Origin of the sequence: Halomonas rhizosphaerae (genome assembly GCF_030010555.1) — a bacterium.
GTDB classification, from domain to species: domain Bacteria; phylum Pseudomonadota; class Gammaproteobacteria; order Pseudomonadales; family Halomonadaceae; genus Halomonas; species Halomonas rhizosphaerae.
Genome location: NZ_JASCQP010000027.1, coordinates 243,708 through 270,658, shown reverse-complemented (window position 1 = coordinate 270,658; position 26,951 = coordinate 243,708). Strand labels below are relative to the sequence as shown.

General features: G+C 54.1%; 22 protein-coding genes and 2 pseudogenes. 17 read left to right on the top strand and 7 right to left on the bottom strand.

Features of this window, described 5'->3' with window-relative positions; translation table 11 throughout:
* Positions 1 to 698 precede the first annotated feature (698 nt).
* On the bottom strand, positions 699 to 1,220 hold the full coding sequence (locus QLQ83_RS12085) for a hypothetical protein (protein ID WP_282735773.1): 522 nt from the start codon (positions 1,218 to 1,220) through the stop codon (positions 699 to 701).
* A 430-nt stretch (positions 1,221 to 1,650) separates the two neighbouring features.
* Entirely contained in the window at positions 1,651 to 3,618 is a 1,968-nt protein-coding gene (locus tag QLQ83_RS12080) for an SEL1-like repeat protein (RefSeq protein WP_282735772.1), read from the bottom strand.
* Positions 3,619 to 4,123: 505 nt separating this feature from the next.
* On the opposite strand from QLQ83_RS12080, the pseudogene QLQ83_RS12075 reads away from it, so the two are divergent.
* Positions 4,124 to 5,115, top strand: a pseudogene (locus QLQ83_RS12075) (IS5 family transposase).
* 138 nt (positions 5,116 to 5,253) lie between these two features.
* Here the strand turns inward: QLQ83_RS12075 and QLQ83_RS12070 are convergent.
* Positions 5,254 to 6,474 (bottom strand): ferritin family protein, encoded by a 1,221-nt coding sequence (locus tag QLQ83_RS12070; protein WP_282735771.1) that lies wholly within the window; start codon positions 6,472 to 6,474, stop codon positions 5,254 to 5,256.
* A gap of 1,315 nt (positions 6,475 to 7,789) precedes the next feature.
* On the opposite strand from QLQ83_RS12070, the pseudogene QLQ83_RS12065 reads away from it, so the two are divergent.
* The 9 genes and pseudogenes from QLQ83_RS12065 to QLQ83_RS12025 form a co-directional block, all read left to right on the top strand.
* A pseudogene (locus QLQ83_RS12065) lies at positions 7,790 to 8,127 on the top strand (integrase core domain-containing protein); the annotation flags it as partial.
* Between the two features lie 522 nt (positions 8,128 to 8,649).
* Positions 8,650 to 9,510 carry a transketolase gene (locus tag QLQ83_RS12060; protein WP_282735770.1) on the top strand — a complete coding sequence of 287 codons (861 nt, stop codon included), beginning with the start codon at positions 8,650 to 8,652 and terminating at the stop codon, positions 9,508 to 9,510.
* 12 nt (positions 9,511 to 9,522) lie between these two features.
* Positions 9,523 to 10,545, top strand: a complete 1,023-nt coding sequence (locus QLQ83_RS12055) for a transketolase family protein (RefSeq protein ID WP_282735769.1) — start codon at positions 9,523 to 9,525, stop codon at positions 10,543 to 10,545.
* Positions 10,546 to 10,591: 46 nt separating this feature from the next.
* Positions 10,592 to 11,572, top strand: coding sequence for a TRAP transporter substrate-binding protein (locus QLQ83_RS12050; protein ID WP_282735768.1), 981 nt, complete (start codon positions 10,592 to 10,594; stop codon positions 11,570 to 11,572).
* Positions 11,573 to 11,587: 15 nt separating this feature from the next.
* Positions 11,588 to 12,151: a TRAP transporter small permease gene (locus QLQ83_RS12045; protein ID WP_282735767.1), complete on the top strand. Its 564-nt coding sequence runs from the start codon at positions 11,588 to 11,590 to the stop codon at positions 12,149 to 12,151.
* Positions 12,148 to 13,407 carry a TRAP transporter large permease gene (locus QLQ83_RS12040; protein WP_282735766.1) on the top strand — a complete coding sequence of 420 codons (1,260 nt, stop codon included), beginning with the start codon at positions 12,148 to 12,150 and terminating at the stop codon, positions 13,405 to 13,407. The genes QLQ83_RS12045 and QLQ83_RS12040 overlap by 4 nt, the downstream gene beginning before the upstream one ends.
* A gap of 32 nt (positions 13,408 to 13,439) precedes the next feature.
* Positions 13,440 to 14,279 carry a sugar phosphate isomerase/epimerase family protein gene (locus QLQ83_RS12035; protein WP_282735765.1) on the top strand — a complete coding sequence of 280 codons (840 nt, stop codon included), beginning with the start codon at positions 13,440 to 13,442 and terminating at the stop codon, positions 14,277 to 14,279.
* Between the two features lie 12 nt (positions 14,280 to 14,291).
* The gene (locus QLQ83_RS12030) at positions 14,292 to 15,044 is read left to right on the top strand and encodes an SDR family NAD(P)-dependent oxidoreductase (protein WP_282735764.1); all 753 of its coding nucleotides are present in this window, start codon (positions 14,292 to 14,294) and stop codon (positions 15,042 to 15,044) included.
* Positions 15,045 to 15,100: 56 nt separating this feature from the next.
* The gene (locus QLQ83_RS12025; protein ID WP_282735763.1) at positions 15,101 to 15,820 is read left to right on the top strand and encodes a FadR/GntR family transcriptional regulator; all 720 of its coding nucleotides are present in this window, start codon (positions 15,101 to 15,103) and stop codon (positions 15,818 to 15,820) included.
* Positions 15,821 to 16,160: 340 nt separating this feature from the next.
* Here QLQ83_RS12025 and QLQ83_RS12020 read toward each other — a convergent pair whose 3' ends face one another.
* A complete protein-coding gene (locus tag QLQ83_RS12020; protein WP_282735762.1) occupies positions 16,161 to 17,210 on the bottom strand; it encodes a calcium/sodium antiporter in 1,050 nt (349 codons plus the stop codon).
* 1,430 nt (positions 17,211 to 18,640) lie between these two features.
* On the opposite strand from QLQ83_RS12020, the gene gapS4a reads away from it, so the two are divergent.
* From gapS4a to QLQ83_RS11995, 5 genes are all read left to right on the top strand, one after another.
* Entirely contained in the window at positions 18,641 to 19,594 is a 954-nt protein-coding gene (gapS4a, locus tag QLQ83_RS12015) for a GapS4a family protein (RefSeq protein WP_282735761.1), read from the top strand.
* Positions 19,584 to 20,702, top strand: coding sequence for a GapS4b family protein (gene gapS4b, locus QLQ83_RS12010; protein WP_282735760.1), 1,119 nt, complete (start codon positions 19,584 to 19,586; stop codon positions 20,700 to 20,702). The genes gapS4a and gapS4b overlap by 11 nt, the downstream gene beginning before the upstream one ends.
* Positions 20,703 to 20,792: 90 nt before the next feature.
* Positions 20,793 to 21,425 (top strand): DUF2971 domain-containing protein, encoded by a 633-nt coding sequence (locus QLQ83_RS12005; RefSeq protein ID WP_282735759.1) that lies wholly within the window; start codon positions 20,793 to 20,795, stop codon positions 21,423 to 21,425.
* A 258-nt stretch (positions 21,426 to 21,683) separates the two neighbouring features.
* Complete coding sequence (locus tag QLQ83_RS12000) at positions 21,684 to 22,124, top strand: LexA family protein (protein WP_282735758.1); 441 nt, start codon at positions 21,684 to 21,686, stop codon at positions 22,122 to 22,124.
* On the top strand, positions 22,108 to 23,415 hold the full coding sequence (locus QLQ83_RS11995) for a Y-family DNA polymerase (RefSeq protein WP_326521409.1): 1,308 nt from the start codon (positions 22,108 to 22,110) through the stop codon (positions 23,413 to 23,415). Before QLQ83_RS12000 ends, QLQ83_RS11995 begins: the two co-directional genes overlap by 17 nt.
* 4 nt (positions 23,416 to 23,419) lie before the next feature.
* Here the strand turns inward: QLQ83_RS11995 and QLQ83_RS11990 are convergent, their stop codons facing one another.
* The 3 genes from QLQ83_RS11990 to QLQ83_RS11980 all read right to left on the bottom strand — a co-directional run bounded on the left by QLQ83_RS11990 (position 23,420) and on the right by QLQ83_RS11980 (position 25,681).
* Positions 23,420 to 24,472, bottom strand: a complete 1,053-nt coding sequence (locus QLQ83_RS11990; RefSeq protein WP_282735756.1) for a helix-hairpin-helix domain-containing protein — start codon at positions 24,470 to 24,472, stop codon at positions 23,420 to 23,422.
* 67 nt (positions 24,473 to 24,539) lie between these two features.
* Positions 24,540 to 25,196, bottom strand: a complete 657-nt coding sequence (locus QLQ83_RS11985) for an SOS response-associated peptidase (protein ID WP_282735755.1) — start codon at positions 25,194 to 25,196, stop codon at positions 24,540 to 24,542.
* A 2-nt stretch (positions 25,197 to 25,198) separates the two neighbouring features.
* Entirely contained in the window at positions 25,199 to 25,681 is a 483-nt protein-coding gene (locus tag QLQ83_RS11980) for a hypothetical protein (RefSeq protein WP_282735754.1), read from the bottom strand.
* 538 nt (positions 25,682 to 26,219) lie between these two features.
* Here QLQ83_RS11980 and QLQ83_RS11975 point away from each other — a divergent pair.
* Positions 26,220 to 26,660 (top strand): hypothetical protein, encoded by a 441-nt coding sequence (locus QLQ83_RS11975; RefSeq protein ID WP_282735753.1) that lies wholly within the window; start codon positions 26,220 to 26,222, stop codon positions 26,658 to 26,660.
* Positions 26,661 to 26,675: 15 nt separating this feature from the next.
* Entirely contained in the window at positions 26,676 to 26,939 is a 264-nt protein-coding gene (locus QLQ83_RS19550) for a DUF6899 family protein (RefSeq protein ID WP_411971131.1), read from the top strand.
* Positions 26,940 to 26,951 lie beyond the last annotated feature (12 nt).

The window sequence follows — 26,951 nt, the reverse complement described above, 5'->3', positions numbered from 1 at the left end:
TGTGCCTCAACTAATTGATAGTAGGTGAGTGATCTTAGACTGTAGGATCCCGGCTCAAAATGAATCAAAGATATGGTTGTGAATCGAGACGTCCAAATAGAGTTGACCTACGAACTCGACAAGGCCGGCGAGAATGATAGGGCCAATGATCCCCGTTCCGCGCATAGACCCCAGCAGAATTGCCACGTATCCACCCACCATCGCGAAAAACAAAGGTCTATCGCTCCCAATATGGCCGCCTGTATGTATCCCGAAGAGATATCCCAGATACCCCAAGCCCGCTATTAGAATGAGGAGAAGGGCTCCCTTGCCGGGTAAAGGTCTTGGCCCTTTCCATCGCTTCCCCGGCAAGATCCCGGTGCCGTTGCATTTAGGACATGGCGCTCGATCCTGGTCGCCGGGCCCTATCACTCCGGCCCAGCCGGACCCAAAGCATTTATCGCACGTTGGCATTATTAATTTCCATGTATTATTAATACTGTTCTATAATTTTAATAGAATAGATATTGGTATTTGTCAAAGTCGATATCGCTGGAACAGGCTTAATCTATTTTTTAGCATATGCTTCATGAATCTTGTCTTAACTATCTGTTCGCCACTGGTGGTGTTGAATATAATCATCCTCCACCTATTTTCCGAGTCATTCGATGAAACTGATTTCGTCCACACAAACTAAGCACCCTGAATATTCTTAATGTTTAACATCTGCGCTCGACCATCTGCCACTGCTGCCCAGCCCGCACCAAACGGCCCGTGCAGGTTTGCCATTGCCCCATCATCTGATTGAGTGATCCCGGCATCCCGGGCGAGTTGATATCTAGCGCCACCTGCCAGTCGCAATTCCAACCAGGCCGTCCGGGCGCTTTTTCGCAGCCGATCAGCCGCACGCCACGTACCCCCGTCTGCATCTGTCCGCCGGCCATGACCACAAGGCATTGCATCGCCATGAGCGGATCGCCACCGCCGCGTTGAAACTCACGATTTTCGCAGCGTCTTCTCAAGTCATCTTGCTGTTTGTTGATGGCGCCGGCTTGCGCCGCATAAATGGCACGAAGATCCTCTTCAGTCGGACCGCCTGTCTGGCCGCTCTGCTGACGATTCAAGCGGTCAACTGCTTGTGTGATTTCGATAGACTGTGCATGAGAGGTTGATGCAATGGCCAAGGCGAGTAACGTAGCCAAAGATATTAGATGCACTTTTAGAGCGCGATAAATCTTCATTTTCTTCTCCTTCTTATTTAATTATATGGTTGCCTCTTAAAAAGTTGCGTATTGGTGTTGTGTTTATAGTTGGGCGCGTTTATTTGCTTCTCGTTTAACCATGTAGGGGGTGTTTTGATTATGACATCAGCGGTCCAGTAAGCTTCTACCTATAATCGGGCTCCTGTCGGCCTAGGAGATGGCATAGCCCTTTCCCGAAACATTTTTACCTCTTTGGCCTTGGGTTTGTCGGATTACCAACGTCGTGCCTTCTTTGTCATGAACTCCTACTTATCTCCAATGATTAAGCATATTGATATGTTCACTTTAATTGGACTAGTTCAAGGCCGGTTTCAGAAAAAGCCTCAGGTTTAATAACTCACGAGAATGGTCATGAAGGCCAGGAAATTTCAGCTTCTTTCTTCACAATGGTACTGAATATTCTTAATTTCTAACATCTGCGCTCGACCATCTGCCACTTCTGCCCAGCCCGCACCAAGCGGCCCGTGCAGGCTTGCCACTGCCCCATCATCTGATTGAGTGATCCCGGCATCCCGGGAGAGTTGATATCTAGCGCCACCTGCCAGTCGCAATTCCAGCCAGGCCGCCCTGGCGCTTTTTCGCAGCCGATCAGCCGCACGCCACGTACCCCCGTCTGCATCTGTCCGCCAGCCATGACCACCACGCATTGCATCGCCATGAGCGGATCGCCCCCGCCGCGTTGAAACTCTCGATTTTCGCAGCGTCTTCGCAGGTCATCTTGCTGCTTGTTGATGGCGCCGGTTTGCGCCGCATAAATGACACGAAGATCCTCTTCAGTCGGACCGCCTGTCTGACCACTCTGTTGACGATTCAAGCGGTCAACTGCTTGTGTGATCAAAGTCTCGACGCGCTTGAAATCCTGCCTGGCCCGCTCTTCTCCCTCCTCTTCTGCTCGAGCAAGCCACTTGTGGGCTTGCGACATGTCCCTTTTTACCCCCCGCCCGTCAGCCAGATGGACGCCATATCGCCACATGGCAAACGCATTCCCTCCGTCGGCTGCGCGCTTGAACCATACGGCTGCCTGGGCATCGTCACGTAGTTCGCCGGGCGCAGATGACAACGCATGGCCGAGCCAGCTCATCGCCAGTACATCTTCCCGCTCAGCAGCCCGCTGGAACCAGCTAATGGCTGATGCCGGCGACTGAGTTACCTCCGTGCCCTCCCAGTAGAAGCGACCTAACGCGATCTGTGCCTTAATATGGCGCTGGTTGGCAGCACGACGGTAGTGAGCTAAGGCAGCCTTGGCGTCCACAGCAACACCTTTGCCATTCTCCAATGCCCATCCGGCTTGATAAGAGGCCTCGGTATGACCCCATTCAGCCGCCTGCCTCATCAGGGGGAAGGCACGCGTTGCGCTGGCCGTCACACCTTGTCCTTGGGTATAGCGTACTCCAAGTTCATAAGCCGCGAAGGGGTCGCCTAGTCCCACTGCCTGGTTCAGAAGTTTCACTCCCTCTTCAATATCGTTGTCCGACTGCAAGAGAACCAAACCTAGGTTGCGGGTCCCGGCCGGGTCATTGGCTGCGGCAGCCAAACGATAGTGCCGCTGCGCCGTGGTCACATCGGCCTCGCCTTCCAGCCCAGACAGAGCCAGAAAGCCGAGTATGCCATGCGCTTTGGATTCACCCAGTTCTAGGGCTCGCTCGGCGTGCTCCCGGGCAAGTTTAATATCACGCTCTACGTAATACCCATTGCCGTAGAACCTGGCCATAGCGTAGTGGGCCCAAGGATCGTCGCGGTCAGCCAAGATCTGAATGCTCCTCACAGCCTCGGCGCTCGGAGGTGTGTTCTGAGCCTCTAAGGCGCGATACCAACGCCCGTCTAGATCTTGAAGGTAACTGCGCCGAGGCGAATCGACCGCTTCGGCAAAGTCGAACGACGTATGCAAGAGCGGTAGTCCCTCCTCACCATCTAATAAAGAGCCCATAAGGGCATCCACCAGAGAAAGAAATCGCTCACGTGAGCGGTCGGCACCATTCAGTTTTCCGCTATTCTCCACTGTAAATCCCAGCGCCTCAGCCTGCTCCTGTTGTTTGTCGAATGGCAGTAGAACCAGTGGCCAGGCTTCGAAGTGTCCACCACTACGTGCCATGGGCATGGGAAGGTAAAGGTCATCATGACGGATTTCACCCAGCCAGGTGCCATTGGAACGCTGCCCAACGCGTAGCCAAGCCGGAAAGGTCAATGTGCTGCCGGCAGGTTTACTCTCTTGAAGCATATAGCCTTCAATGAAGTAACCGCGTTCCTCAGCCGGCCAGAGTCGCAAATAAAAGCGGTTTTGGCTCTCGACCTCTCCGCCTGGAAACTGATAGGTCCCGACGATGCCATCCACCTTGCGCACTTGCTCATCGCTCAACAAGGGCTCGGTGTGGTGCAAGGGGCCATCGCAGCCTACAAGAATTAGCGCTAGGCTTAATGCTAGACTCGCTCTTGTCAGAAGCTTGCTAAGTCTACGTTTTTTGTTGTATTTACGCATCCCCGCCCCCTGTCAGCTGGTTGCCGTATATGTTATCGCTCCGTTGTGTCGCCCTTATACGGGGACGCTCTTGATTTTTCGAAGACTATGAAAATATTATGTTACATAATCAGGGTAGGCGTAGGTGTAGAGCGGCTTCAACTCAGCGATATCGCAATTTTCTGGTTATTTTTTCTCTGTGGAAAGTCATTGCATTGCAGCACGGTAAGTAGGTTTGCCATTTTCGATGATGAGTCAAGATCAACTCTGGTGTATGTGACGTGGTAGGAAGGGTGGCATATCCTGTTGATCGATCAGGACCAAGACCTCCACTAGGGAAACGCTGCATAAATCCCGCCGCAGCTGCCGGGCAGCCATCGGCGGGGTAGAATCTGACCTTCCTGCCACCGTCTGACAGAGTCATCCGATGAAGCAGACCTCGTTCGCCCAGACAGAGCAACAGAACAAGAAAAGGGTTACCCGCCGAGAAGGATTCCTGGCCCAGATGCCGCGCTGATGCCTTAGCAACGGCTGATCGACGTGCTGTCGCGGCCCTACTTCCCGAACTCGGCGGGCAAGCGCGGTCGGCCTCCGATCGGCCTGGAGCGCATGCTGTGGATCTACTTCCTGCAACAGTGGTACGCCCTCGCCGACGAGGTGCTCGAAGAGGTCAACTACGCATCCAGGCGATGAGTGACCTCATCAGTATCGACCTGGCCATCGAGAGCATGCTGCACGCCACCTCGCTGCTGCGTTTCCGACATATTCTTGAGAAGCATGCCCTGACCCAGCGAATCTCCGAGGAAATCAACGCCAGCCTGGCCGAGCAGGGCCTGTTCATGCGCGAGGGCACCATCGTCGACGCCACCATCGTGGCGGCCGCGCTCTCCACCAAGAACCAGGCCAAGCAACGCCATCCGTAGATGAAGCAGACCAAAAAGGGCAGCCAGTGGTATTTCGGCCTGAAGGCCCACATCGGCGTCGATGCTGTCACTGTGCGGACACACGGTGTCGCCACCACCTCGGCCAACGTTGCCGATGTCACCATGGCCGGCGCCCTGGTCCGTAAGGATGACAAGCAAGTATACGGCGATGCGGGCTAGACCGGTATGTGGAAGCATCTCGACGAAGAGAAGGGGGCTCCTGACTCCTGGTGTTGTATCGCGACCAAGCACTGCGCCCTCTCGAAGCTGACAGCCCCATGAAGATGCTGCTGCTGGCGATCAAGAAAGCCAAGTCCTGCATCCGGGCTAAGGTAGAGCCCCGTTTCATGTCATCAAGACCCTCTTCGGTTACTGGAAGGTTCGATACAAGGGGCTGGTCAAGAACCATGCACAGCTATTCACGCTGTTTGCCCTCGGCAACCTGGTGCTGACAGGACGATGCCAGGCCCATGTTAACGGGGGCAGTGTGTCTTGAATCCGGTCTGACAGCCGGAAAAGCGGCGATTAGGTAAAAACAGACCATCTGAGGTGTTCGTGAAACGATCGCTGAGACGATGCTCTGACCAGCCTGAGCGATTCAGTCGAACCAGGAGCGAATTGTTCAGAGGCTCCCTTAGTATCTCCAATGATCCATCTTTTTGGAATATGTATAGCTAGTGATTTTCTCTATATCAGAAAAAATCGCTTCTAAGCCTTGATTCAGCGGATTCCCAGCTTGAATTCGGCGTTCTACCCAGCATATCCACTCCGCCAACGCTTTCTCTCCCACCTTGCAGTCTGGAGTGAGATCGATCTGCTTGAGGACTTCTAGGAAGTTGCGTGCATGCTCGTAATGTTGCCATGTATCGGCAATTTCGAGAAAACGTTGCCACTGATTGTCGTCACGTTTGCGAGCCTGCTCGGCCAAATAGCGCTCATGGGCTGCGATGTCAGAAAGTCGCTTTTGCTCCAACCTTTCCCGTGTCTGCTGCGCTAGTATCGGAGCAACCTGTCGTAGTGTCTTGAAAATCTCAGAAAGTAGCTCTTCCATGGGGATTTCATCAGTTTCCAGCCATTGGGTCTTGAAGCCTGAAGGCAGGTAGCGCTTGACCTCAAAGATGAGCTTTCCGGTGGGCTGAAGTTCCTGACGCCACTCCTTGTCTCCGGGCCTGTGCCAGCGTTTCTCAGTGTCGGTTAGTGGGCGACGAATCTGTTTTTGCTTTTCGCGAAGTTGAAAAGGGATCTTTTCCCCTTCTAGCTCGACAGCCAACGACCTACGTTCCTCTTCCAAGGCTTTGCCTCCTACATTCTCAATAGCTTTGAGAAATGTATCCAAAATGCGATGGCGGCGTCGATCCATGGGGGAAAAGGGTGTAGGGGGGAAGTTAATCCAGTGGTGCTGCTTGGCTTCCTCCTCCCTCTGCTTGTGTTCCGTAAGCCAGCCCGCGATGATCCGATGTGCACGCCCCAGCTTAGCTGGCACCACCAAGTCATCATCTCGCCTGGACTTGGTTGTTTTTGTTGGTACCACTGCATCCAGATCGGCTGCTGGATGAGTTGTTGTACTTGGACCTTCTTCATGGCAGGAAGGTGCTGGCTTTTTTTTGCGATGGACGGTAGGAGCAATAGTTACCCATATTGACTCCGGAGATGATTTAGGAAGTTTCGGTTGATGCACGGCCTTTCCAGCGGCGACGCGTGACCAGTGGCCTGAGGTAGGGGTTGGAATATTTGCTCTTTCACAAATCTCCTTAAGCTTTTGGCCCGAAACGCCATATTGATGTGCCAAGTGGCTCATAGGACGCGACCAAACCTGCTCATAGAGCCTCTCACGCTCGACTTTTGTGACTGGCATATTCAACCTCCTTCAATAGTCTGTCTACCAAAAGCCTTAATAAACACCTCGCCCAGCTCTCGCAAAACTAGCCACTCCTGATTTACCTGTTGATCCTAGGAGTTGTGGTGACCGACGCGATTTATCGTTAAGGTTCTTGATTAAGGCGGTAAGGCAACCCCTCCCCACAGGGTGAAGGAAGGCGACGTGCCTTGCCGACTGCAATAACTGATATTATGGCCGATTGACCATCGATGATGTAGAACAAGTTTTTCTTGGTTGCTCCTACCAAGCCTTCTCGTCGAGCGACATATCGAGGAACGATGGTTCATGCGTCATCCATGGACGATGATGTGTTACTTACACTACATCCGGGTGCTGGTGAGCAACCCAGTCACGATGGCACGTTGGAAAGGGGCTGGCGGGCGGTCAACTTGGCACGATCGCTCACCGGGAGCGAAAAGGCCGTAGGGTAGGGAGGAGCCACGGCTCTATCCTGGTTGATCCCACTCAGGTAGGCACGATGGCCTGCCTTTCGCCTCACCAACCGGGGTGCGTTGCGTACACCACATCGCCCGAGGTCCCTTCTGCGCGTGAAGGTATTCTGTGGCGCATTCTGCTCGCCGGCAGCTGATAGTTGGGCTGTGGGGTAGGGGAAGTCCACGGCTCTATCCAGGTTGGCACCCCCAGATAAGCCCGATGGCCCGCCTCTCGACACACCAAACAGGGTGCGTTGCATACACCACATCGCCCGAGGTCCCCTCTGCGCGTGAAGGTATTCCGTGGCGCATTCTGCTCGCCGGCAGCTGAAAATAGGGCCGTAGGGTAGGGAGGATTCACGACTCTATCCAGGTTGGCACCCCCCAGATAGGCACGATGGCTTGCCTCTCACCTCACCAGCCGGGGTGCGTTGCTTACACCACATCGCCCGAGGTCCGCTCTGCACGTGAAGGTATTCCGTGGCGCCAATCAAGGCATTCCATGGCACATGCTGCGCGCCGGCAGCGGTAAGCAGGGCCGTGGGGGTAAGGAGGATCCGCTCCCAATCCCAGTGAGTCCCTCATAGCGCGGCCCTATGGCCCGCCTCTCGCCTCAACAACCGGGTGCGTTGCCTACACCACATCGCCCCAGAGCCCATCAGCGCGTCTTCGAATTCCGTGGCGCATTTTGGTCGCCGGCAGCTGAAAGTTGGGCCGTGGGGTAGGGAGGATCCACGGCTCTATCTTGGTGGATCCCGCTCAGCCCGGCATGACGGCTCGCTTTTCGCCTCACTCCTCGGGTGCGTTGCCTACACCACACGCCTCAGATCCCCATAGCCCCTGCTTGGACCGTGTGCTACTACGCCAATCTTGGCATCCGCTTTAGCCGGGTGCTCACCGACAACGGCGCCTGCTATCGCTCACGCCGCTTCCAGCGCCTGTGCCGGCGTCTAAAACATCGCCGAACCAAGCCCTACAGTCCACGCACAAATAGCAAGGCGGAGCGGTTCATCCAGACGGCGCTACGCCAGTGGGCCTACGCTCGGTCATACTTAAGCTCGGATGAGCGCGGCAGGCATCTGCCTACCTGGCTTCATCAGTACAACTGGCACCGACCGCATGCCAGTCTCTGAATTACCACCCTCCGGTTAGCCGGCTGGGCCTTTCCGTGAACAACCTGATGGGTTTACACACCCAGTGCTCAGCTAACGGTTGCGCCGTCTCACTTCCCGAACCCCCGCCGGCAATCGTGACCAGCAGCCGATCGGGCTGGAGCGAATCCTGTGTGCTTACTTCTTCCAGCAGTGGCTTGGCCTCGCCTCGCCTATGGAGCGGTGGAAGTTGATATCTTTGGCAGCAAGGCTATGCAAGGACCTCACCCTGCCAATATTGGTCAACCAATAGAAAAGAAAAATGCAATTACCTGGGCCTCCATCAAGCTACCTAGATGCCGTGACATTAATTTAGGTGACAGCGATGTTCATCAAAGAGAGAGAGGTCAGGTGTTGATGTAACCTACATAAAGTGCTGATATTAAACGTATAGACTGCGTGATATCGTCGCGGCCACATCCAATAGCGTGCTAAATAAATGCTAACTAAGTTCTATAGCATCGCTTGACGCAATATTAGCTATGCCAGGAATAGACAAAAGTCGTATTTCGCTTAGGAGCGACTATCCCTACCTTGAAATGGTCAACCAATTGGAGGTGACTGAAATGAGTCAAACCGCTATCGGGCCGAAGGCCAGCGCTGTCGAGGCGCTTCGGCAGCGAGCCTACAAGATTCGCCGCCACGCCTTGCGGATGGGCGAGGTGCAGGGGCAGGGCTACGTTGGCCAGGCCTTGGGGGTTGCCGATGTCCTGGCCGTCTCCTATTTCCACGCGTTGAAACTGGATCCCAAGGACCCGGAATGGGAAGAGCGGGATCGTTTCCTGCTGTCTATCGGCCACTACGCCATCGCTCTCTATGCCGCCCTGATCGAGGCGGGTGTCATCGCCGAGGAGGAGATCGAAGACTACGGCAGCGACGACAGTATCCTGCCCATGTCCGGCATGGCCGACTATACGCCGGGCATGGAGATCACCGGTGGCTCCCTGGGCCATGGCCTGGGCATTGGGGTCGGCATGGCACTGGGTCTGAAACGCAAAGAAAGTGCTTCGCGCATCTTCAACCTGCTGTCGGACGGTGAGCTGAATGAGGGCTCGACCTGGGAGGCCGTCGCATCCGCCGCCCACTGGAAGCTGGATAACCTGATTGCCATCGTCGACGTCAACGATCAGCAGGCCGACGACAAGTCGTCCACCGTCCTCAACTATGAGCCGATTGCCGACAAGTGGACCGCCTTCGGGTGGGAGACGTATCGCGTCAACGGCAATGATCTCGAGGCGCTGATCGACGCCTTCGACAATGCCATGGAAAGCCGCTCCGACAAGCCCCGCGTCATTATCTGCGACACCCTGATGGGCCGTGGTGTGCCGTTCCTGGAAACTCGGGACAAGACCCACTTCATTCGCGTTGATGAGGATGAGTGGAGTGTGGCGCTCAAGCAGCTCGATGAAGTCTACGGTGTCCAGTAAGGAGGATATGAAATGAGCGCCAAGAAGAAGTTGAAAACCTCGGCAATGATTGCGTCCATCGCCGATGAAGGCACGCCAACGACGTCGGCCCCGTTTGGGCACGCGCTGGTAAAAGCCGCTGAAAAGAACCCGAAGATCGTAGGCATGACGGCGGACCTCGGCAAGTATACCGATCTGCACATCTTCGCCCAGGCCTATCCCGATCGGTATTACCAGATGGGCATGGCAGAGCAGTTGCTCATGATGGCAGGGGCGGGCATGGCTCGTGAGGGTTTCATCCCCTTCGTCACGACCTATAGTGTCTTCGCCTCACGTCGAGCTTACGACTTCATCTGCTTGGCGATTGCCGAGGAGAAGTTGAACGTCAAGATCATCAGTGCGCTTCCGGGGCTGACGACCGGGTACGGGCCGAGCCACCAGGCCACTGAAGATGTCGCCATCTTCCGTGGCATGCCGAACCTGACCATCATCGACCCCTGCGATGCGGTGGACATCGAGCAGTCGGTGCAGGCGATGGTGGATTTCGATGGGCCCGTTTACTTGCGCCTTCTTCGCGGCAAGGTACCGCGCGTCCTGGATCGGTTCCCAGACTACCGCTTCGAGATTGGCAAGGCCAAGCGGCTGATTGATGGTAAGGATGCCCTGATTATCTCCTCTGGCCTGATGACGACTCGGGCGATCGAGGCCTCCGATCAGATGAAGGAGAATGGTGTCGAGGTGGGCGTCATGCACTGCGCCACGATCAAGCCGTTGGACAATGAGGCCATTCTGGAGGAGGTACGTCGTCATCCCGACCGTCCCGTGTTCGTGGCAGAGAATCATTCGGTCGTCGGCGGGCTGGGGGAAAGCATCGCCTCACTGCTGATGAGGGAAGGTGTCTCGGTCACGTTCCGCCAAATTGGTCTTCCCGACGAATTCCTGGGCGCTGGTGCTCTGCCGACCCTTCACGATCTCTATGGTATTTCAACAAAGGAGGTAGTTAAAACCCTGGAGCAGTATGTCTCCAGCGATGAAGACATCATGCCAACTATCTAAAGTTATACATTCCTTTTTAACAATCATGTGAAGAGAGAGACACGCCATGAAAACAACAGTAATTGGATCTGTGCTCGCCGGTGCCGTTTTTGCTTCCGGTGCCGCCATCGCACAACAGACGCTTCAGCTTACCCACAGTGCTGCTGAGGGTAATCCTAAGTGGGATGCGTCTGAAAGGTTTGCGGAGCTGGTAGAAGAAGGCACCGACGGCACTTTGGTGGTGGACATTGGTGGCAATTCCCAGTATGGCGACGATATGGAGGCCATGACCCAGATGCGAATGGGGACACTGGCTCTAAGCGCTAATAGTCAAGGCACTACTTCAAGTGTCGTTCCGGAGTTCTCCGTGCTAGGCCTTCCTTTCCTCTTCGATTCGCTTCCCACTGCCTGGAAAGTGATGGATGGCGAAGTTGGCGACGAGCTGAAGAAGATTTCAGAAGAGAAGGGCCTGGTGCTTCTCGCGCTGTGGGACAACGGCATTCGCCATGTCAGCAACAGTGTGCGTCCGATCGAGACCCCTGAGGACCTTGACGGTCTCAAGATCCGTACACCACCCGATGAGATGACCGTTGACATCTTTGAGGCACTGGGTGCCAACCCGACTCCAATGAACTTCTCCGAACTGTACATCGGCCTCGAGCAGGGGGTCGTGGATGGCCAGGAGAATCCGCTGATGAATATTTATTCATCCAAGCTCTACGAGGTGCAGGACTACATCTCGCTCACAGGCCATAAATATGAGTCCACCCCGCTGCTGATGAGCAAGGCCGTTTGGGACACCCTTTCGTCTGAGCAGCAGGAAGTGATTCAGGAAGCGGCAGTCGAGGCTGGTGAATTCAATCGTCAGGCATCGCTCCAGGCCGATGAAGATTTGCGCAAAGAAATGGAAGAAGCTGGCGTGGCATTCAACGAAGTGGAAAAGCAGCCCTTCATCGAGGCCACTTCCTCCGTTTACGACCTGTGGCGTGAAGAATACCCGGACCTGGTCGAGATGGTCGTCAACGCGGCTCAGAGCGAGTCGCAGTAACGGGAGGGGCTTTCCATGAAGCTCTCTGAAGAGAGCCGCAGCAGTGAAGTGGGTGCGCCCCCTTCACTGCTAGTGCGCTCAAAAAATGCGATTTACCACACCTTCAAGTGGATCTCCATTATCTCCATCGTTGTGATGTTCCTGTCGCTGCTGATGGCTGTACTGGTCCGTTATGTGTTTTCCACCAATCTGGGCTGGGTCACAGAAGTGCCCAATCTATTCTTCCCTTGGTTGACGATGAGCGCCATCGTTGCCGCCGCTGCCAAGAACGAGCATATCGGCATCGATCTTGTGGTGGAGAAGCTGCCAAGATTGCCGAGGAAAATTGTCGTTCTGACCGTCGACGGCATCGCGATGATCGCCTTTGCCACCATGGCCGTCCATGCACTCGACGTCGTCGAGATCGCAGGAAGCCAGCGACTGCCGGTTACAGGTCTTGGCATGTCATGGGCCTATTGGGCGGTGGTGATAGGGTTCATTGGCCTCGCAGTCGATTCGCTGATGAACATCGCGATAGTCCTGACCGGTGGAGATAAATTCTCCGAACCGCAAGTCTCTCACGGGGAGGATGGGATATGACGGCCCAGATGCTTATAGCGTTTATCCTGTTTCTTTTGATGGCGATGCCGGTCGGCTATTCGCTGGTGATTAGTGGTTGGGCAGCACTGTCCGTCTTCGGACCTATGCCATCAAGCATGGCGGTCATGAAGATCTTTCAACCGACACAAAGCTTTCCTCTGTTAGCGATACCCTTCTTCATTCTTTCGGGGAGCCTGATGATGTCAGGCAAGCTGGGCCAGAAGTTGGTGAACTTGGCTTCCATGTTGGTGGGTAAGTATCATGGCGGTCTCGGACAGGTCACTGTGGTAGGGTCGACCGTATTCGGTGGTGTCTCCGGCTCTTCGGTGGCCGAAGCTTCGGCCCTCGGCTCCATGCTGATACCTTGGCAGAAGAGGGAAGGGTACCCAGGTGCCTTTGGCGCGGCCGTTACTTCGGCGTCGTCGGTGATCGCTGGCCTGATGCCACCGTCTATTCCCCTGATTCTGTTTGCCACCGTCTCGAATACGTCTATTGCGTCACTATTTATCGCGGCAGTGATACCGGCTCTCATGCTCGCCGCTGGCATGATGCTGACTTGCTATATCGTTGGCAGACGCCGTGGATTCCCGAGGCTTACCCTCAAGTACACACGGTCTGAGGTAATAAGTACGCTTATAAATGCGCTGCCGGCGCTGCTGATGCCCGTATTCATTGTCGTGCTGCTGCGAGTCGGTATCGCCACACCTACCGAGGTTAGCATCATCGCCGTAGCCTATGCTCTGGTGGTCAGCACCGTGATCTATCGCGATCTTTCTGCTGAGCGCGTCATGAGTGCGCTGGTGAACACGGTGATCACCAGCGGCATCGTCTTGCTGATCATCACCGCAGCCAACATCATTGCCTACATTTTGACCTCCGGAGGCGTGCCTCAGGCAGTTGCCCAGTGGTCCTTGGAGTATCTGAAGCATCCGATCCTGATTATCCTGGCGATTAATCTGCTGCTGCTCTTCATTGGCATGTTCCTTGATCTGCCCGCTGCCATTCTGCTTCTTGGACCCATACTTGTCTCTATTGGCAATGCGATCGGTCTGGACCTCGTGCAACTCGGTATCATGATGTGTGTGAACCTCAGTATCGGCTTGTTCACGCCTCCTATCGGCACCACGTTGTTCGTCTCCTCTGCCATTGCCCGTGAGCGTATCGGGGCCGTCGTGAAGGAACTCGTTCCCTTCTATCTGGTAGCCATTATCGTGCTGTTGCTGGTGTCTTATGTGCCGGCTCTGATCTTGTACTGAGCTGTCTTGAAGCAACGGACTGAGGAGAATGTATGAAGAGTTATGTATCAGTCAGTACGGCGGCGTATGATGGCTATGGGTTCCATACCATCCTGCCATCGCTGGCTCGCTGTGGCGTCCGTCATGTGGAGTTTGCCTTCATCGATGGTTATGTAGAAGCCTTTACCGATAGTGACTTTACCGACACCTTTGCCAACGATCTGAAGAGCGAGATGCAGCGACATGGGCAGGAGTGTCGTTACTTTTCCGGCCATATCGACCTGGGTGGTGAGGATGCCACTGTCAGGCTCGAGGCGCGCTGTCGCTTCGCTGCGTCCCTGGGGGCTTCCTTCGTGATCACCAATGCCGCCTCGCGCGATCGTGGTGACGCCTTCTTCCGCCAGGCCGACACTCTGGCGGCGATAGCTAAGCAATATGGTGTGCGCATCCTGCTCGAGAACCCAGGTAACAGAGTCCCCAACGTGCTCGACCATGCCGGCGACGTGGCAGGTCTGCTGGAGCGAGTGGATCGTGATGCCTTTGGTATCAACTATGACGTTGGCAATCTCTTGTCGCATTGCCCCGAGCGTGAACCGCTTGGCGATGTCCGCGCGGCCATGAGTATTGCTGACCATTTCCATCTCAAACCCTGTATCCGAACGCCTGACGGAATCGACTTCGTTCCCTTTGGAAAGGGGGATGTGGATGACGCCGAAGTGGCAACGGAGCTTCTAATACAGGGCAAGCCATTTTCCCTGGAACTTCCGTTCCGCCTTCATCGTGATGCCAGTGCGCAACCATGGCGCGATGAACTCCCCCTGCCGCTCGAAATGATCGAGTCGTGCGTTTCCCGCTCCCTTGAGGAGCTGGATTTCCTTACCGAGAATGCATAAGAGGACACTACCATGCTGCTTAAAGACAAAGTATGTATCATCACCGGCGCCGCAGGTGAAAAGGGAATCGGCTTGAGAACCGCCAGACTCTTTTACGAGCAAGGGGCCTCGGTGGTGATTTCCGATATCAACGAGGAGGCCTGTGAGAAGGTACGCGGTGAGTTTGATCCCGAGCGTTCTCTGGTAGTGACCGGAAACGTGGCTAATCGAGATGATTGCCTGAATCTCGCGAAGGCCGTTAACGAAAAATTTGGTCGCATCGATGTGCTCGTCAACAATGCCGGTATCACTCAGCCGGTGAAGTTCGAGGAAATTTCGCCGGAAGACTACGACCGGATTCTTGATGTAAATCTGCGCGGCATGCTTTATATGTCACAAGCCGTCGTGCCATATATGAAGAAAGCTAATTCAGGTTCTATTGTTAACACTTCTTCTGTCTCCGCCCAGCGTGGTGGGGGGATCTTCGGTGGACCGCACTATAGTGCTGCCAAGGCGGGTATGCTGGGGCTTGGCAAGGCCATGGCACGAGAGCTTGGGGCCAACGGGATTCGGGTTAACGCTGTCACCCCGGGCCTGATCGCCACCGATATCACGGCCGGCAAGCTCGACGACCAGATGAAGGCCAAGATTCTGGAGGGCATTCCGCTGAACCGCCTAGGCGCGCCCGATGATGTCGCCAATGCCTTCCTGTTCCTGGCTAGCGAGCTGTCGGGCTACATCACAGGGGCTACCCTGGATGTCAACGGTGGTATGCACATCCACTGACTATGTTAACCTGCCCCTCTACCCCGTGGTATGGGGGGCAACGCTTGGATGCCATTATGAGCCAGATTGATCCGAACCTTCTGGAAAGGCTCAAGGAGTTCGTTTCCGTCTCAGAGCCAACCAAGGACGGCCGTTTGAAACTCCCGCCGGAGAGAGCGCTGTGTGAGCACTTTGCGATGCACCGCTCCTCGGTGCGGAATGTGCTTTCTGTGCTACACAGCCTTGGATTCATCGAGCGTAAGCAGGGCAGTGGCACCTTTCTAAAGATGCCTGAGCCGGTCTTCATTCAGCTCTATTTCGAACTTGCGCTAAAGCTAAATTATATATCGGTCGATCATCTCGAAACGGCAAGAGAAATGTTCGAAAGAGAGATCGTCCAAGCCGCTGCGGTGAATCATCAACCCCATGAGCTGGAGAGGCTTCAGCGGCTCTGTGACAAGATTGTGAACTCCACCGATGTTCTCGAAGGTATACAAGCCGATTACGACTTTCATGAACAGCTGGCGATGATGGCCAAGAATCCGGCCATCTTGATCATCTTCCAAGGACTCTCATCGGTACTGAAGAAGGTTCTTCACCAGCGAAGGATCCTGGCAAGACAGTCCCGAGAGGCGCAAAAGACCACCAACGAAACCCATATCGCAATTGTGAATGCCGTCAAGACGCGAGATCGGGAGTTGGCGCGTCAAGCGATGCATGATCACTTCGAAATCTGGGTTCAGCAGACGATGAAACCTTTTTCAGCGGAGACGACACCGAGCTTGCTTGCTGAGTAAGCCTCTCTCCCGACTGGAAGAACGCCACTAACCCTGCTGCAACACCGGCCCCACCGGCATACCGGCAATACTGCACAGATTGCTGGCCTTTAAGACAGACATCCAGTCTGGATGCCGTCATAGCCTTACTGGCGCATATGATATGACGCGCACCGCGAGGGTGCGCAACATGGCGAGACCAACCATTAGCGCAACCTACCCCTCGCCTCGGTTGCTCAGCAACTCCACCCTGAAGGAACACTCAGGCATGGCCGTTTGTCCCTCATCCTGGCAGCTCAATGGTTAGAAATGGACATGGCACAGTGACGTTGCTGCGTCGATTGTGGGGGAGGCATCGCCCTCAGCGTATTCGCGGTCGCCGAAAATCCCGAAACGTGAGCAGAGCAAGTGTCAGCGCCGTAATCGGCAATACGAAGTAGAGCATCACCACACTAAATCCAGGCAGGGCATCGTGGCGTGCCGCTGCCAGGATCAGATAAAGGGTATATGCCAGGTAGTACCCCAAAAAAACACCTCCCTCCCAGCGGCTGATCTGGCCTCCGGTAAAGCAGATCGGTAGGCACGCCAGGGCAACTGCGATCATCACCGGCAAATCGAAACCGACCATGGCTTCCGAGAGAGCTATACCCGAGGGAGCCAGCAGGCCGGTGAGACCAAGCACGCCGAGAATGTTGAAGACGTTGCTGCCTACCACGTTGCCCACGGCGATGTCGCGTTCACCGCGCAAGGCAGCGATGATCGAGGTCACCAACTCGGGTAGCGATGTGCCCGCAGCGATAATGGTCAGCCCGATCACCTGATCACTGACACCCAGGTAGGCGGCGAAGGCCACGGCACCCTCTACAAACCAGCGCGAACCGATCACCAGCAGGCCCAATCCACCCGCTACCAGCAGCATGTCAGTGCCCCAGGGCGGTGAGGCCCTGGTGGTGGATTCAGGACTGGCAGCACGCCTGCCCTGACGCAGCAGGAAGGTTGTATAGGCGGCGAGAGCGGTCACCAGCACCAGACCATCGAAACGTCCGATGGCCTCGTCCAGTGACAGCAGTAGCACCAGCACCGACAGGGCTACCATCAGTGGGATGTCGATGCGCACCAGTTGCTGGGCTACCGCCAGTGGCACGATCAGTGCCGAGAGCCCGAGGATGAACAACACGTTGAAGATGTTGCTTCCTACTACGTTGCCCATGGCAAGCCCGGCCTGGCCGTCTATTGCGGCCTTGAGGCTGACTGCCAGTTCCGGCGAGCTGGTGCCAAAGGCGACGACTGTCAGGCCAATGATCAGCGATGAGATACCCAGGCGGGCGGCCAGCCGTGAAGCTCCCCGGACCAGCCCTTCCGCTCCTACGATCAACAGCACAAGCCCAACCACGAAAGCGGCAATGGTCATCCCCGTATCCCCTTTGCCTAGTGTGGAGCCACATCACGCCCGTAATGCCCGGTCTTCATCCTAGGCCAAGCGTCGGTGCGCGCAGCGGGAATGTCCAACCGAGTTGCTAGGGGATAAAGGGGCAGCTCGTGGTTGCTGATGCAGGCTTCGCCGGAAGGTACGTTGAGCGGAGGTATACATAGCGAGGATGCCGTCGTCGGGATTCAGTTTCCGACTCTTGGTAGCCAGGCGGCCTCCAGCTGCTTCTTATACCCCAGGCGGTGAGGCGCTCGCGGGTGCCTCATTTGTCGACCAGCGACTGGTCTAGCCTTTACTGTAGTAATCGACCCTGCCGCCGCAGGTGCTGACGTAGTCAGTCAGATTGCCTCGGCGGTCATGCCAATACATGGTTTTGCAGCGGGAACCATATCCAGTGCTGGTATCGACATCACTTGGCTTGCCAAGGATATCGATCACATCCTTTTCTTCCATACCAATCAGGATGATTCCGCGACTTCGGGCCTTTACCAGGTCATTCCGGCTGATTCCCATACCTCTGGCTCGGTCTGCTACCGAACTCGGGCCTGAGGATGGGCGCGTTGACGCGATGCCTCCTGTATTTCTCTGGCTACTAGAGCGTCTAGTGCTAGGTAGCGGGCGAATAGGATGCCGCTCAGGAGCTGAATAGCTAGAAACGCTGCTACTCTGGAAGGCCTCTCCTCCCGAACATTGATCGCTGTAAGAGCCATCAGGGCACTTCATGACCTGGGCGTGCACGGCCAGCGGCAGTAAAGCTATAGCCATCGCGATGAGTCGCATCCTGTCCTCCTTGGCAAGGCCGGTAGGGTAGCAGCTAGCACGGCGTATGTTTTCCTTCATGGGCGATGGATTACAGGATATGTCGGCAATCTCTTACATAGACCTCCTCTCACCTATGACCGACGTAGCACTACGTTGACACGAATCAAAGTCATCATTCGCTAATCCGGAAAAGTTTGATTAGGCTGTAATGTGAAAGTATGTATCTGCCTGATGCTGCCATGTCTCTAAATGGCGACACCTTGGGCTTCCATGGAAGGGGAGGCGTCTGCTCGCGTCAGGATTCCCTCGCGGTAGCGTGCCTGGTCATATGGTCATATGGTCATATGGTCATATGAAGGGGGATGCGTTCAAGCTTGCTCGGTTGTCAGGTGAAAGGTGAGAAACGGCCCTATGCGGACATGGTGGCGATGGCAGCAAGCAGGTTCATTGGGGGATATACAGCATGCGCGATGATCGATGTTATGTAGCCGAGCTATGCGTAATTTATATTTTTCAGTGCCTTAGTGGCTCTGCATGCGTGCTGTATAACATTCTTAAACGCGCGTGTTCGTTCAAATCACTAAACGAGCGCGCTGTCTAATACCTGTTGCAAGTCATAGCCAGAGTTCACATTTATAAAAGGAAGTGGTATGGGAGAACTATCTAAGAAAATAGGCGAACACGGCGAAAGGGTTGTGCTCGAATTCCTAAAAATGATTGGTTGGGCTGCACCTGGTGATGGTGAAACTTTGCAGTGCAACAAACCTGAGAAGCATGCAAAGAAGGAAAGGTCGCCTAGGACAACGCATGGCATTGATCTATTCTTCCCACATAAGAGCCAGCTGGAAGATTTTACGATTTCTAACGCAATTATTTCAGTAAAATACACATCCAAAGCTTACCCTAATCCTCCGAATAACAAATTTAAAGAACATATTGCTGACCTTTCTCAGACAATTGAATGTTTTGCAAGATCAGAGCTACGGGACCAATCCAACCGAGAATACGAAGGTTTGGGAATAAGGAAGTCGAATGATACAGGTGTTCTGTTCTGGTTCAGCGGCGATCGTGATTCCGAACAAGATGTGATTGGGAAGGTTTCTGGGGTAATACTTGACAAGGAGCTTGATTTTAGCAGTATTCAGGTGATCGACAACGCTAGGGCAGCTTTTATATATAACTCAATTGTAACTGCACGCCGCATTTACGATACAAGTGAACTAAATTTTCATTATTCATTTAATTCATCAAACTATACAGACCAAAGTATAGAGAAATATGGAAAAATTCTGCCGCTGGAGTATATTACGTCTCCCATAATCCCCATGAGATTGATCGACAAGTCTAATGGTAAACAAAAGTTTTGTATTTCAACAATAGAGAACTTTAGTGAAGATGCTATGAAGCGGCTGTTGAATTTTGCTAGCGATATTTCTCAAGATTTTTCGCAAGAATTTATATTTATATTCACTCAGTATGATGAGCTGGAAGATAAGACAATAGTGAATAAGTGTATTAGAAGTCTAGGCGAGAGAGCCTCTCTTTTTGACGTCAAAGTCCATTGTTCTAATGGCGATTTTAGGGGGCTTGTAAATGAACAATAAAAGATTTCTCTTACCTTATGGTGATCCGTTAAGAGAGTTTCTTAGTCAACCGGGAATTACTAAGGCCGACATTAAGTCAATTTTGAGAAGAAGGGGTGTTTTTTTTTCTGATGAAGAAAAGGTAAATACGATTCCGGTCCTTATAAAGACCGGAATCTCGCCTTATGAGCTTGAAGAGCTGATTGATAAAGTTAAAGGAAAAGAGGACAACCCAAAGGTCCACACGCAGAGTATACCATGGGCTGGAGGCGACAAGCCTTTACTCGATGCGATCCCGGTAGAGCTAAATATACAAGATATTATTGATCAGCCGTTTTCTAACTACAAAGTATTGGGAGCGCCTAATTTTAAAGCGGTAGATGGAGATCAAGATCATGTGGAAATGGAGTTCAAAGTGGAGAGGTATGATTTAACAAAAAGTTGGGATAAAAATACTTCTCAATTTTCTGGTAAAGTTACGCTAAGGAAAGGCGTCGATAACTTAAATGTAAGCATGAGTTTGAATCATACATCTCAAGAGACTAAGCTTGTTGCGGATAAGGTTTCTCGAAAAATCGTCCAGAATATGAAATGTGAGGGGTTTGTAAGCAGCGAGGCAGAGGTCAGGCGTATTAGATTTAACGACTTCAATAATTCCAGCAGGGTAGCATTTCTACAGGAGTTATCTCAGAAGCAACTTAAGGAGGCTTTGTACTTTAAAGACACTAAGGATATAGGCTTTAGACCAGATAAAAAGACGGAATTGCCAGGTGATATTTCTTGGATGGAAGATAAGATAAAAAACATGATTCTTCAGGGCAATGATATTCATACAACGTTTTTTGTGAAAGATAAACATTATCATCAGTTTTTAGAGGTATACCGTATCGAGGCAGAATACTCTTTTTCTCAAGAAGAGTGCTCTGGCGATTGTAAGATTGTATTTGAGTTTAGCGAATTCATTAGTCGTGAAAGAAGTGATGCCGAATTGCTGATTACGGTTGCTAGTATAAGCTTTAGCGATAAAACTTCTTCAATTTCAACAAACAAAGTTAAAGAGGCTCTCTTGTCACAACTTGAGGAAGCAAAATTGAAACTACATGAGCAGTATCGTGAACCAAGCTTGTAACAAGTGCATGTTCTCGAACTTGTTTTTCGCTGCGCTCCCAACCAGCTGCAAATGCGGGCGTTATTAGTTCTTAGGAGAGGTTGACGATTCATGCTATTGTATAAATTTAGGGAACCCTCTCAGATTGAGTTCACCCTCGACATCATGTTTAACGACCGCCTTTACTGTGCAGATTGGACAATGCTCAATGATCCAATGGAAGGTCAATTCGTCTACTCTCACAGGTCTACCGACGAAGTAGATCGTTCGGCCCATTTAGATGATATTAGAACAGAGAAAAAGAAAGTTCGGATCTGCTCGCTTTCGAGCACCTATGACAGCCATTTGCTTTGGGCCCACTATGCAGACGGGTTTTCTGGTGTGGCAATTGAGGTCGATATTCCCGACAATCATCCAAGTTTGGTGAAGATGGAGTATGGGGGCGTATTCACCAATGTAAATTTCCAGGATATTAATGTACCTCGTGAAACTGCGCGGCACATATTTGCTTCAAAATATATAGATTGGTCATATGAAAAAGAATTCCGGATCTTGCACGGAGAGCATTTTTTTGAACTGCCTAATCCCGTAAGACGGATAATAGTTGGTCATCGAATGAATCCATCTCTCTTCGAAGCACTCCGGATAATTTGTGAGCGAAAAGATATTGAAATTTACCGAACAGGAATTGGTGATGAGGGAATAGATGCAGACTCAGTGCCGGCTCTTGGAGAACTTTGGTAAAGCAACCAATAACAATTCGCGTAATGCGGCTCGCTGACGGTCCGCAGCTTCTCTTCGCGTTAAATATCAGGGAAATCTCAATGGCCGCTTCTGGCTGCATACAGAAATTCAGTTCTTTCTAATGGACTGCTTGCGAAGAAAAATCCCCCTGCTGACAATGGAGTAGACCAAAGCCAGCCCACGAGTGGCCAGAAGCCTTGGCAGGCGACGCCTCCTGCCTGATACTGTATAAATATCAGGTATCGATAGGAGGCCATCATGTCCCACAGTGCGCTCATCCCAGCCCATCCGGAACCGCCGGCCTTGCCGCTCCCATTCCCGTTGACGCTCACGCGGGGCGGTCTCTCAGGATTTCCCAGCCCGGCCCAGGACTACGAGGGCCGCACATTGGATCTCAACGAACGGCTGGTGAAGCGAGCGTCCTCGACCTTCTTCATGACGGTGACAGGCGACAGCATGGAAGCGCTCGGCATCCATGCTGGCGATCTCCTTGTGGTCGATAGCGCTATCGAGCCGAGGCCGGGTCACATCCTGGTGGCATCAGTGGAAGGGGAACTGGTGGTGAAGCGCTATGAGCTGCTGGGCAATCGACCTTACCTGACCTCGAGTAACCCGAACTATCGGCCGATCCCAGCTGCCGATCTAGAGTGCCAAGCCTGGGGCGTGGTGCGTGCCGTGGTTCATGAGTATCCGGTGTAGCCTGGAAGCCAACGCTGTGATCGGGCTCATCGACTGCAATAACTTTTATGTCAGCTGTGAGAGGGCCTTCCAGCCCCGTCTGGAGGGCGTTCCCGTGGGTGTGCTCTCCAACAACGACGGCTGCGTGATCGCACGCTCCAATGAACTCAAGGCACTGGGCGTGGAGATGGGCACGCCGGCCTTTGAAATGAGGCCGCTGCTGCGTCGGCACCGGATCCAGCTGCTGTCGTCCAACTACGAACTCTATGGCGACATGTCTTCACGGGTGCAGCAGGTGCTTGAGGAGTTCTCGGCAGGGGTTGAGCCGTATTCGATCGACGAGATGTTCGTCCGCTTCGATGGCTTCGCCCCAGAACAGATGCATGCCCATGCCCAGGAACTGTTCACCAAGGTGCGCCGCTTCACGCACGTCCCGGTCAGCGTGGGGATCGCTCCGACCCGCACCCTCGCTAAGCTGGCCAACGGGGCGGCCAAAAAGATACCGATCTATGGCGGCGTCTGTGTACTCAGTCCCGGCAGTGCTGAGTGCGAGGCCCTGTTGCAGCAGGTGGCGCTTAGTGACGTTTGGGGTGTGGGGCGTCGGCTGGTAGAGCAGCTTGGTTTACTTGGCATGCAGACGGCATGGGACCTGGCACAGGCAGACCCGAAAAAGATTCGCCAGCGCTTCTCGGTGACCCTGGAGCGTACCTGTCTGGAGCTAAAGGGCGTTCCATGTATCGAGATGAACGACCCGGGGGAGGCGCGTCAGCGGATCATGACCTCGCGGTCCTTCGGCCGTCTGACCGACAACCGACAGGAGATCCACCAGGCGATCCGCCAGTATGCTCAGCGCAGCGCCGAGAAGCTACGTGCCCAGGACAGCGTGGCGCGTGCAGTCTACGTATTCCTAAAAACCAATCGTCACCGTCCCGATCTGCCGCAGTACTCCCCCAGCACCATCGTGGAGCTGCCGCAGCCCACCGACGATAGCCTTGACATCCTGCATGCCGCCAGTCAGGCGTTTAACTCCATCTTTCGTCCCCACTACAGATTCATGAAGGCCGGCGTGATGCTGATCGATCTGGTGGATGCCAACCGGCAACAGCTCTCGTTGCTGGATACTACGCAGAGCCGAGCCGACCGTGAACGTAACGACCGCCTTATGGTGACCCTTGATAACCTCAACCGCCGGATGGGTCGAGGCACCGTGACGTTTGGGCGCCCCTCGCCCGGTGCCGCCTGGCATCTCCGATGCGCTAACCGTACACCGCGCTGGACGACGCGTTGGGACGAATTACCCAAGGTGCGCTAATTCCTCACTGGCATAGCAGCTCGCTAGCCTGGATCTCCTGCACCCTGGCGGTACCAAGACCGTTAACACGGGTAAGGTGATCAGTAGATGCCCACGGTCGTCCTTCCACGATGTCCTCGGCCCGGGCAGGGCCTATGTGGGGTAGCTCATCTAGCTGCGAGATTCGGCTGGTGTTGAGATCGATGCACTCAGGGGGCGAAGAGGCAGGCATCCGCTTCCCGTTGGCGTCATGTACCCGTTGCAGCTCAGCACCGCTCAGGCCGACATAGACCGGTGCGTGGTCAGAGATGCGGTCACGAGCATCCTGGTGGCTCAGGGACAGGAGATCCGGGAAGCGGAGAATGCCGCGATCGGATGGATCCAGGGCAGAGGCGTCGAACCAAAAGTTGTCATAGAGGTTGCTGTAGGCTCCCGCTGTCGTGCCCAGAGTCGTGCGTCCTTCGATGATCGCCGGCTCCGCGCCGAGCGCTCGCAGTGGCGCCCAGCCGTCATGGTTCGGCGCCAGATTGAAATCTCCCATCAGCAGGCGCGGTGTACCACTGGCGATCTCGTCCAGCCACTGCCAGTAATCGGCCAGGGCCTGGATCTCCGGTAGCCGGTCACTGACACCGTCTCCGTAGACAACATGCACTGTGGCGGCGGTAAACACGTCGTCGGTCTCCAGGTCACGGAAGCGAGCCGCATAGGGTTCACGACTGAAGACATCACCGTGATCGAGGTATACCACTGCGCCATCTTCGTATGTGACCTCGCTCTCGCGCCACAGGAAGGCATAGTGTTCGGTGTAGGACGAGTGGCCCAGCTCACGGCTGGCCATTGAGGACCAAGCCTCGCCGGAGAGGGCTTCCACTTTTTGCTCTAGACGCGCCAGGGCCGAGGTATCCATCAGCTCCTGGATCGCGAGCAGGTCGAAGTGGTTGGCCACATGAGCCACCTGAGGCATTGCCTTGTCGTTGTCCCAGCCGAGATGGCGGATGTTCCAGCTGCCAATCAGGACATCGGCCTGGGTCGACAGGGGGAGGAGGGCCAGCCAGGCAACGAACAGACGAGCGACCATCCAGAGTGTGCTCCATGCGTAAAACTTCCCATGGTCGTGGGCGCATGGACAAAGATCAATGCTAGTCCTAAGTGGCCGGCTCAATCAGGCTGGGATCGTTCTCGGCGGGCTTGTTGACTCGAGATGACACTGGCCAGTGAGTGATGTGCTCAGCGTTCAGGTGATGAATGATCTGACGCAACGTCTCGCGGTCTGTCATGTCCGGATCGAGCCATGGCTCCAGGCTCTCGTCATCCAGCACTAGCGGCATGCGGGGATGGATCTGCTGGGCAACTCCGCGAGCGGGTTCGGTCAGGATAGCGCAGCCGGGTGCACCGTCTGCGCGTTCGGCCCAGATGGCTGCCAGCCAGATGGGCTCCCGATCCTCCCGGCACAGGAAGTGCGGTTGCTTCTGACCATCAACTGCGACCCACTCGAACCAGCCATCGGCCGGCACCAGGCAGCGATGGTGGGCGAACGCTCCCTTGAAAGAGTTGGAGGTGGCCACCTTCTCGACAGTGGCATTAATCGGCTCAGGGGCGTCCTCCTTGGCCCAGCGTGGTTTGTAGCCCCACCACACCTCATCCAGTGTTAGGGGAGAGTCGTCATCGCGTCGCCTAGCGGCAGGAATCCAGGTCCCGGGAGGGATGTTGTACCGTGCCTGCCATTGCGCCTCTGCTTCGGGCAGACCGAGGCGACGCGAGATCCGGGGAGGATCAGAGAACAGTGCGAAGCGTCCACACATGGTCAGTCGCTCGGGTTGATTTCATCAGCTTCGACCAGCAGCCGGCTGATCAGCTGGGAGGCATTCTGCCCCGACATTGTCTTGAGATGCTTGAGTGCCGCTTCGGCCTCGAGTGACAGGTCGATTATCATGGCCCTGGTCGGTGCTTCAGGAAGCGCGGTACCCGTGTCTTTCAGCCAACGCCTGAGTTCTACCAGCCGAGATACGCCAATGCCTGGTGGTTGATCGCGTTGGATCTTACCGCTCTCCAATGCCTCGGCTAGGGCTTCTCGGCTGGTGATGCCGGCCTCGCTGAGACAGTGCACAGTGCGAATGCTCAGCCCCTCATGCCAGGGAGCCTCCTGCTGAGCGATCTCGGGCCAGCGGCTGATCCATAACTCGATAGCACTGGTCGGCTTTCCCATCGCATCGGCAATGTCTTCAATGGCATAGCCCTGCTCCTTGAGCTGCCAGGCCCGCCTCGCGAGCGTCTCGACTCGTATCATGGTGAAGAGCCTCCTTGCTGGTCACTTTGTCAGCATAGCAAGAGCTGAGAGAGTAGAGGGGCTGATTGTGGTGTAGCCCAAGGGTTCGGCCATTACAGTACCTGGCGTGTCCATAAGTTTCTCGCTAATTTTTGAAAGGTGGTATGGCTGACAGTCACAGGTGTGGAAATTTATCTCTGCAATATAAATTAAAAGTCTAATACGACATGGCAGGGAATTGACGCTACCCTGTAGAGGGAAGACGGTGATGTATATGACACGATTGGTCAAGTTGGTTTATGAGGGTGGAGTGCAGCGGACGACCCAAAACGGCTGTGTCGGCAAAGGTATCTTGCACGTTCATCTGTGTTATGCATGGGCCGCGATTACTGGTGTTGAACAGTTATTCTGCCGATCTATACTTAATTTATTGAAGTTTAGGGGCAGTGAATGACGTGCAGTATAACTTTACAACATTTTTCACCATGCCGCACGGCGGGAAATGCTGTAAAATCAGGTGTCGAAATCTTGATAAGTCCAGCTAGCAAGGAGTGAAATCATGGCACTCACAGATCAAGAAAAGCTCAGCTACGCATGGAATTGGTTTGAGTATCACGCGGCTCAGAGGCTCTTGGCTTTTCGTTACTTTTTGGTGTTTATCGGGATTCTACTGGTTGCTTACAATAGCGGACTTGACAGTAAAAATCTGATGTTTGCTTCGGCCACTGCGTACATCGGTTCGTTCGTTTCCCTCGCGTTCCTGGTGCTGGAGTTTCGAAATGAAGAACTAGTGAACATTGGCCGGGAGGCACTGAAAGAGATAGAGCATTCAGACTCCGTCGGCCTCGACACATCATCCAGGCTACGTTTGCTCACACTGGATAGAACGAGAAGTCGTTTGAAAAGTCACAAGCTATGGCTGCGAATAATCTACGTTCTTTGCATTGTGGCATTTTTTGCTGCGGGCTATTGGCCCAACTTCTTTTTCGCTCAACAATAGTGGAGGGCACGTAACATGCCTTATATTGATCAAGACCGCCGAGAGGCCTTAAATAGCGGATCTAAGCCTGAGACGGCTGGAGAACTAAACTACCTCGTTACAAGGCTTGTAGACGCCTATGTCGTTTCCCATGGCGGACTCAGGTATTCTCGAATAAATGAAGTAGTGGGCGTATTAGAGTGTGCCAAACTTGAGGCCTACCGACGACTTGCCGGTCCTTACGAAGACCGCAAGGCAAGAGAGGCGGGCGATGTATATGAGTCTCTTCGCGATGCCTAGTGTGATGTTTTC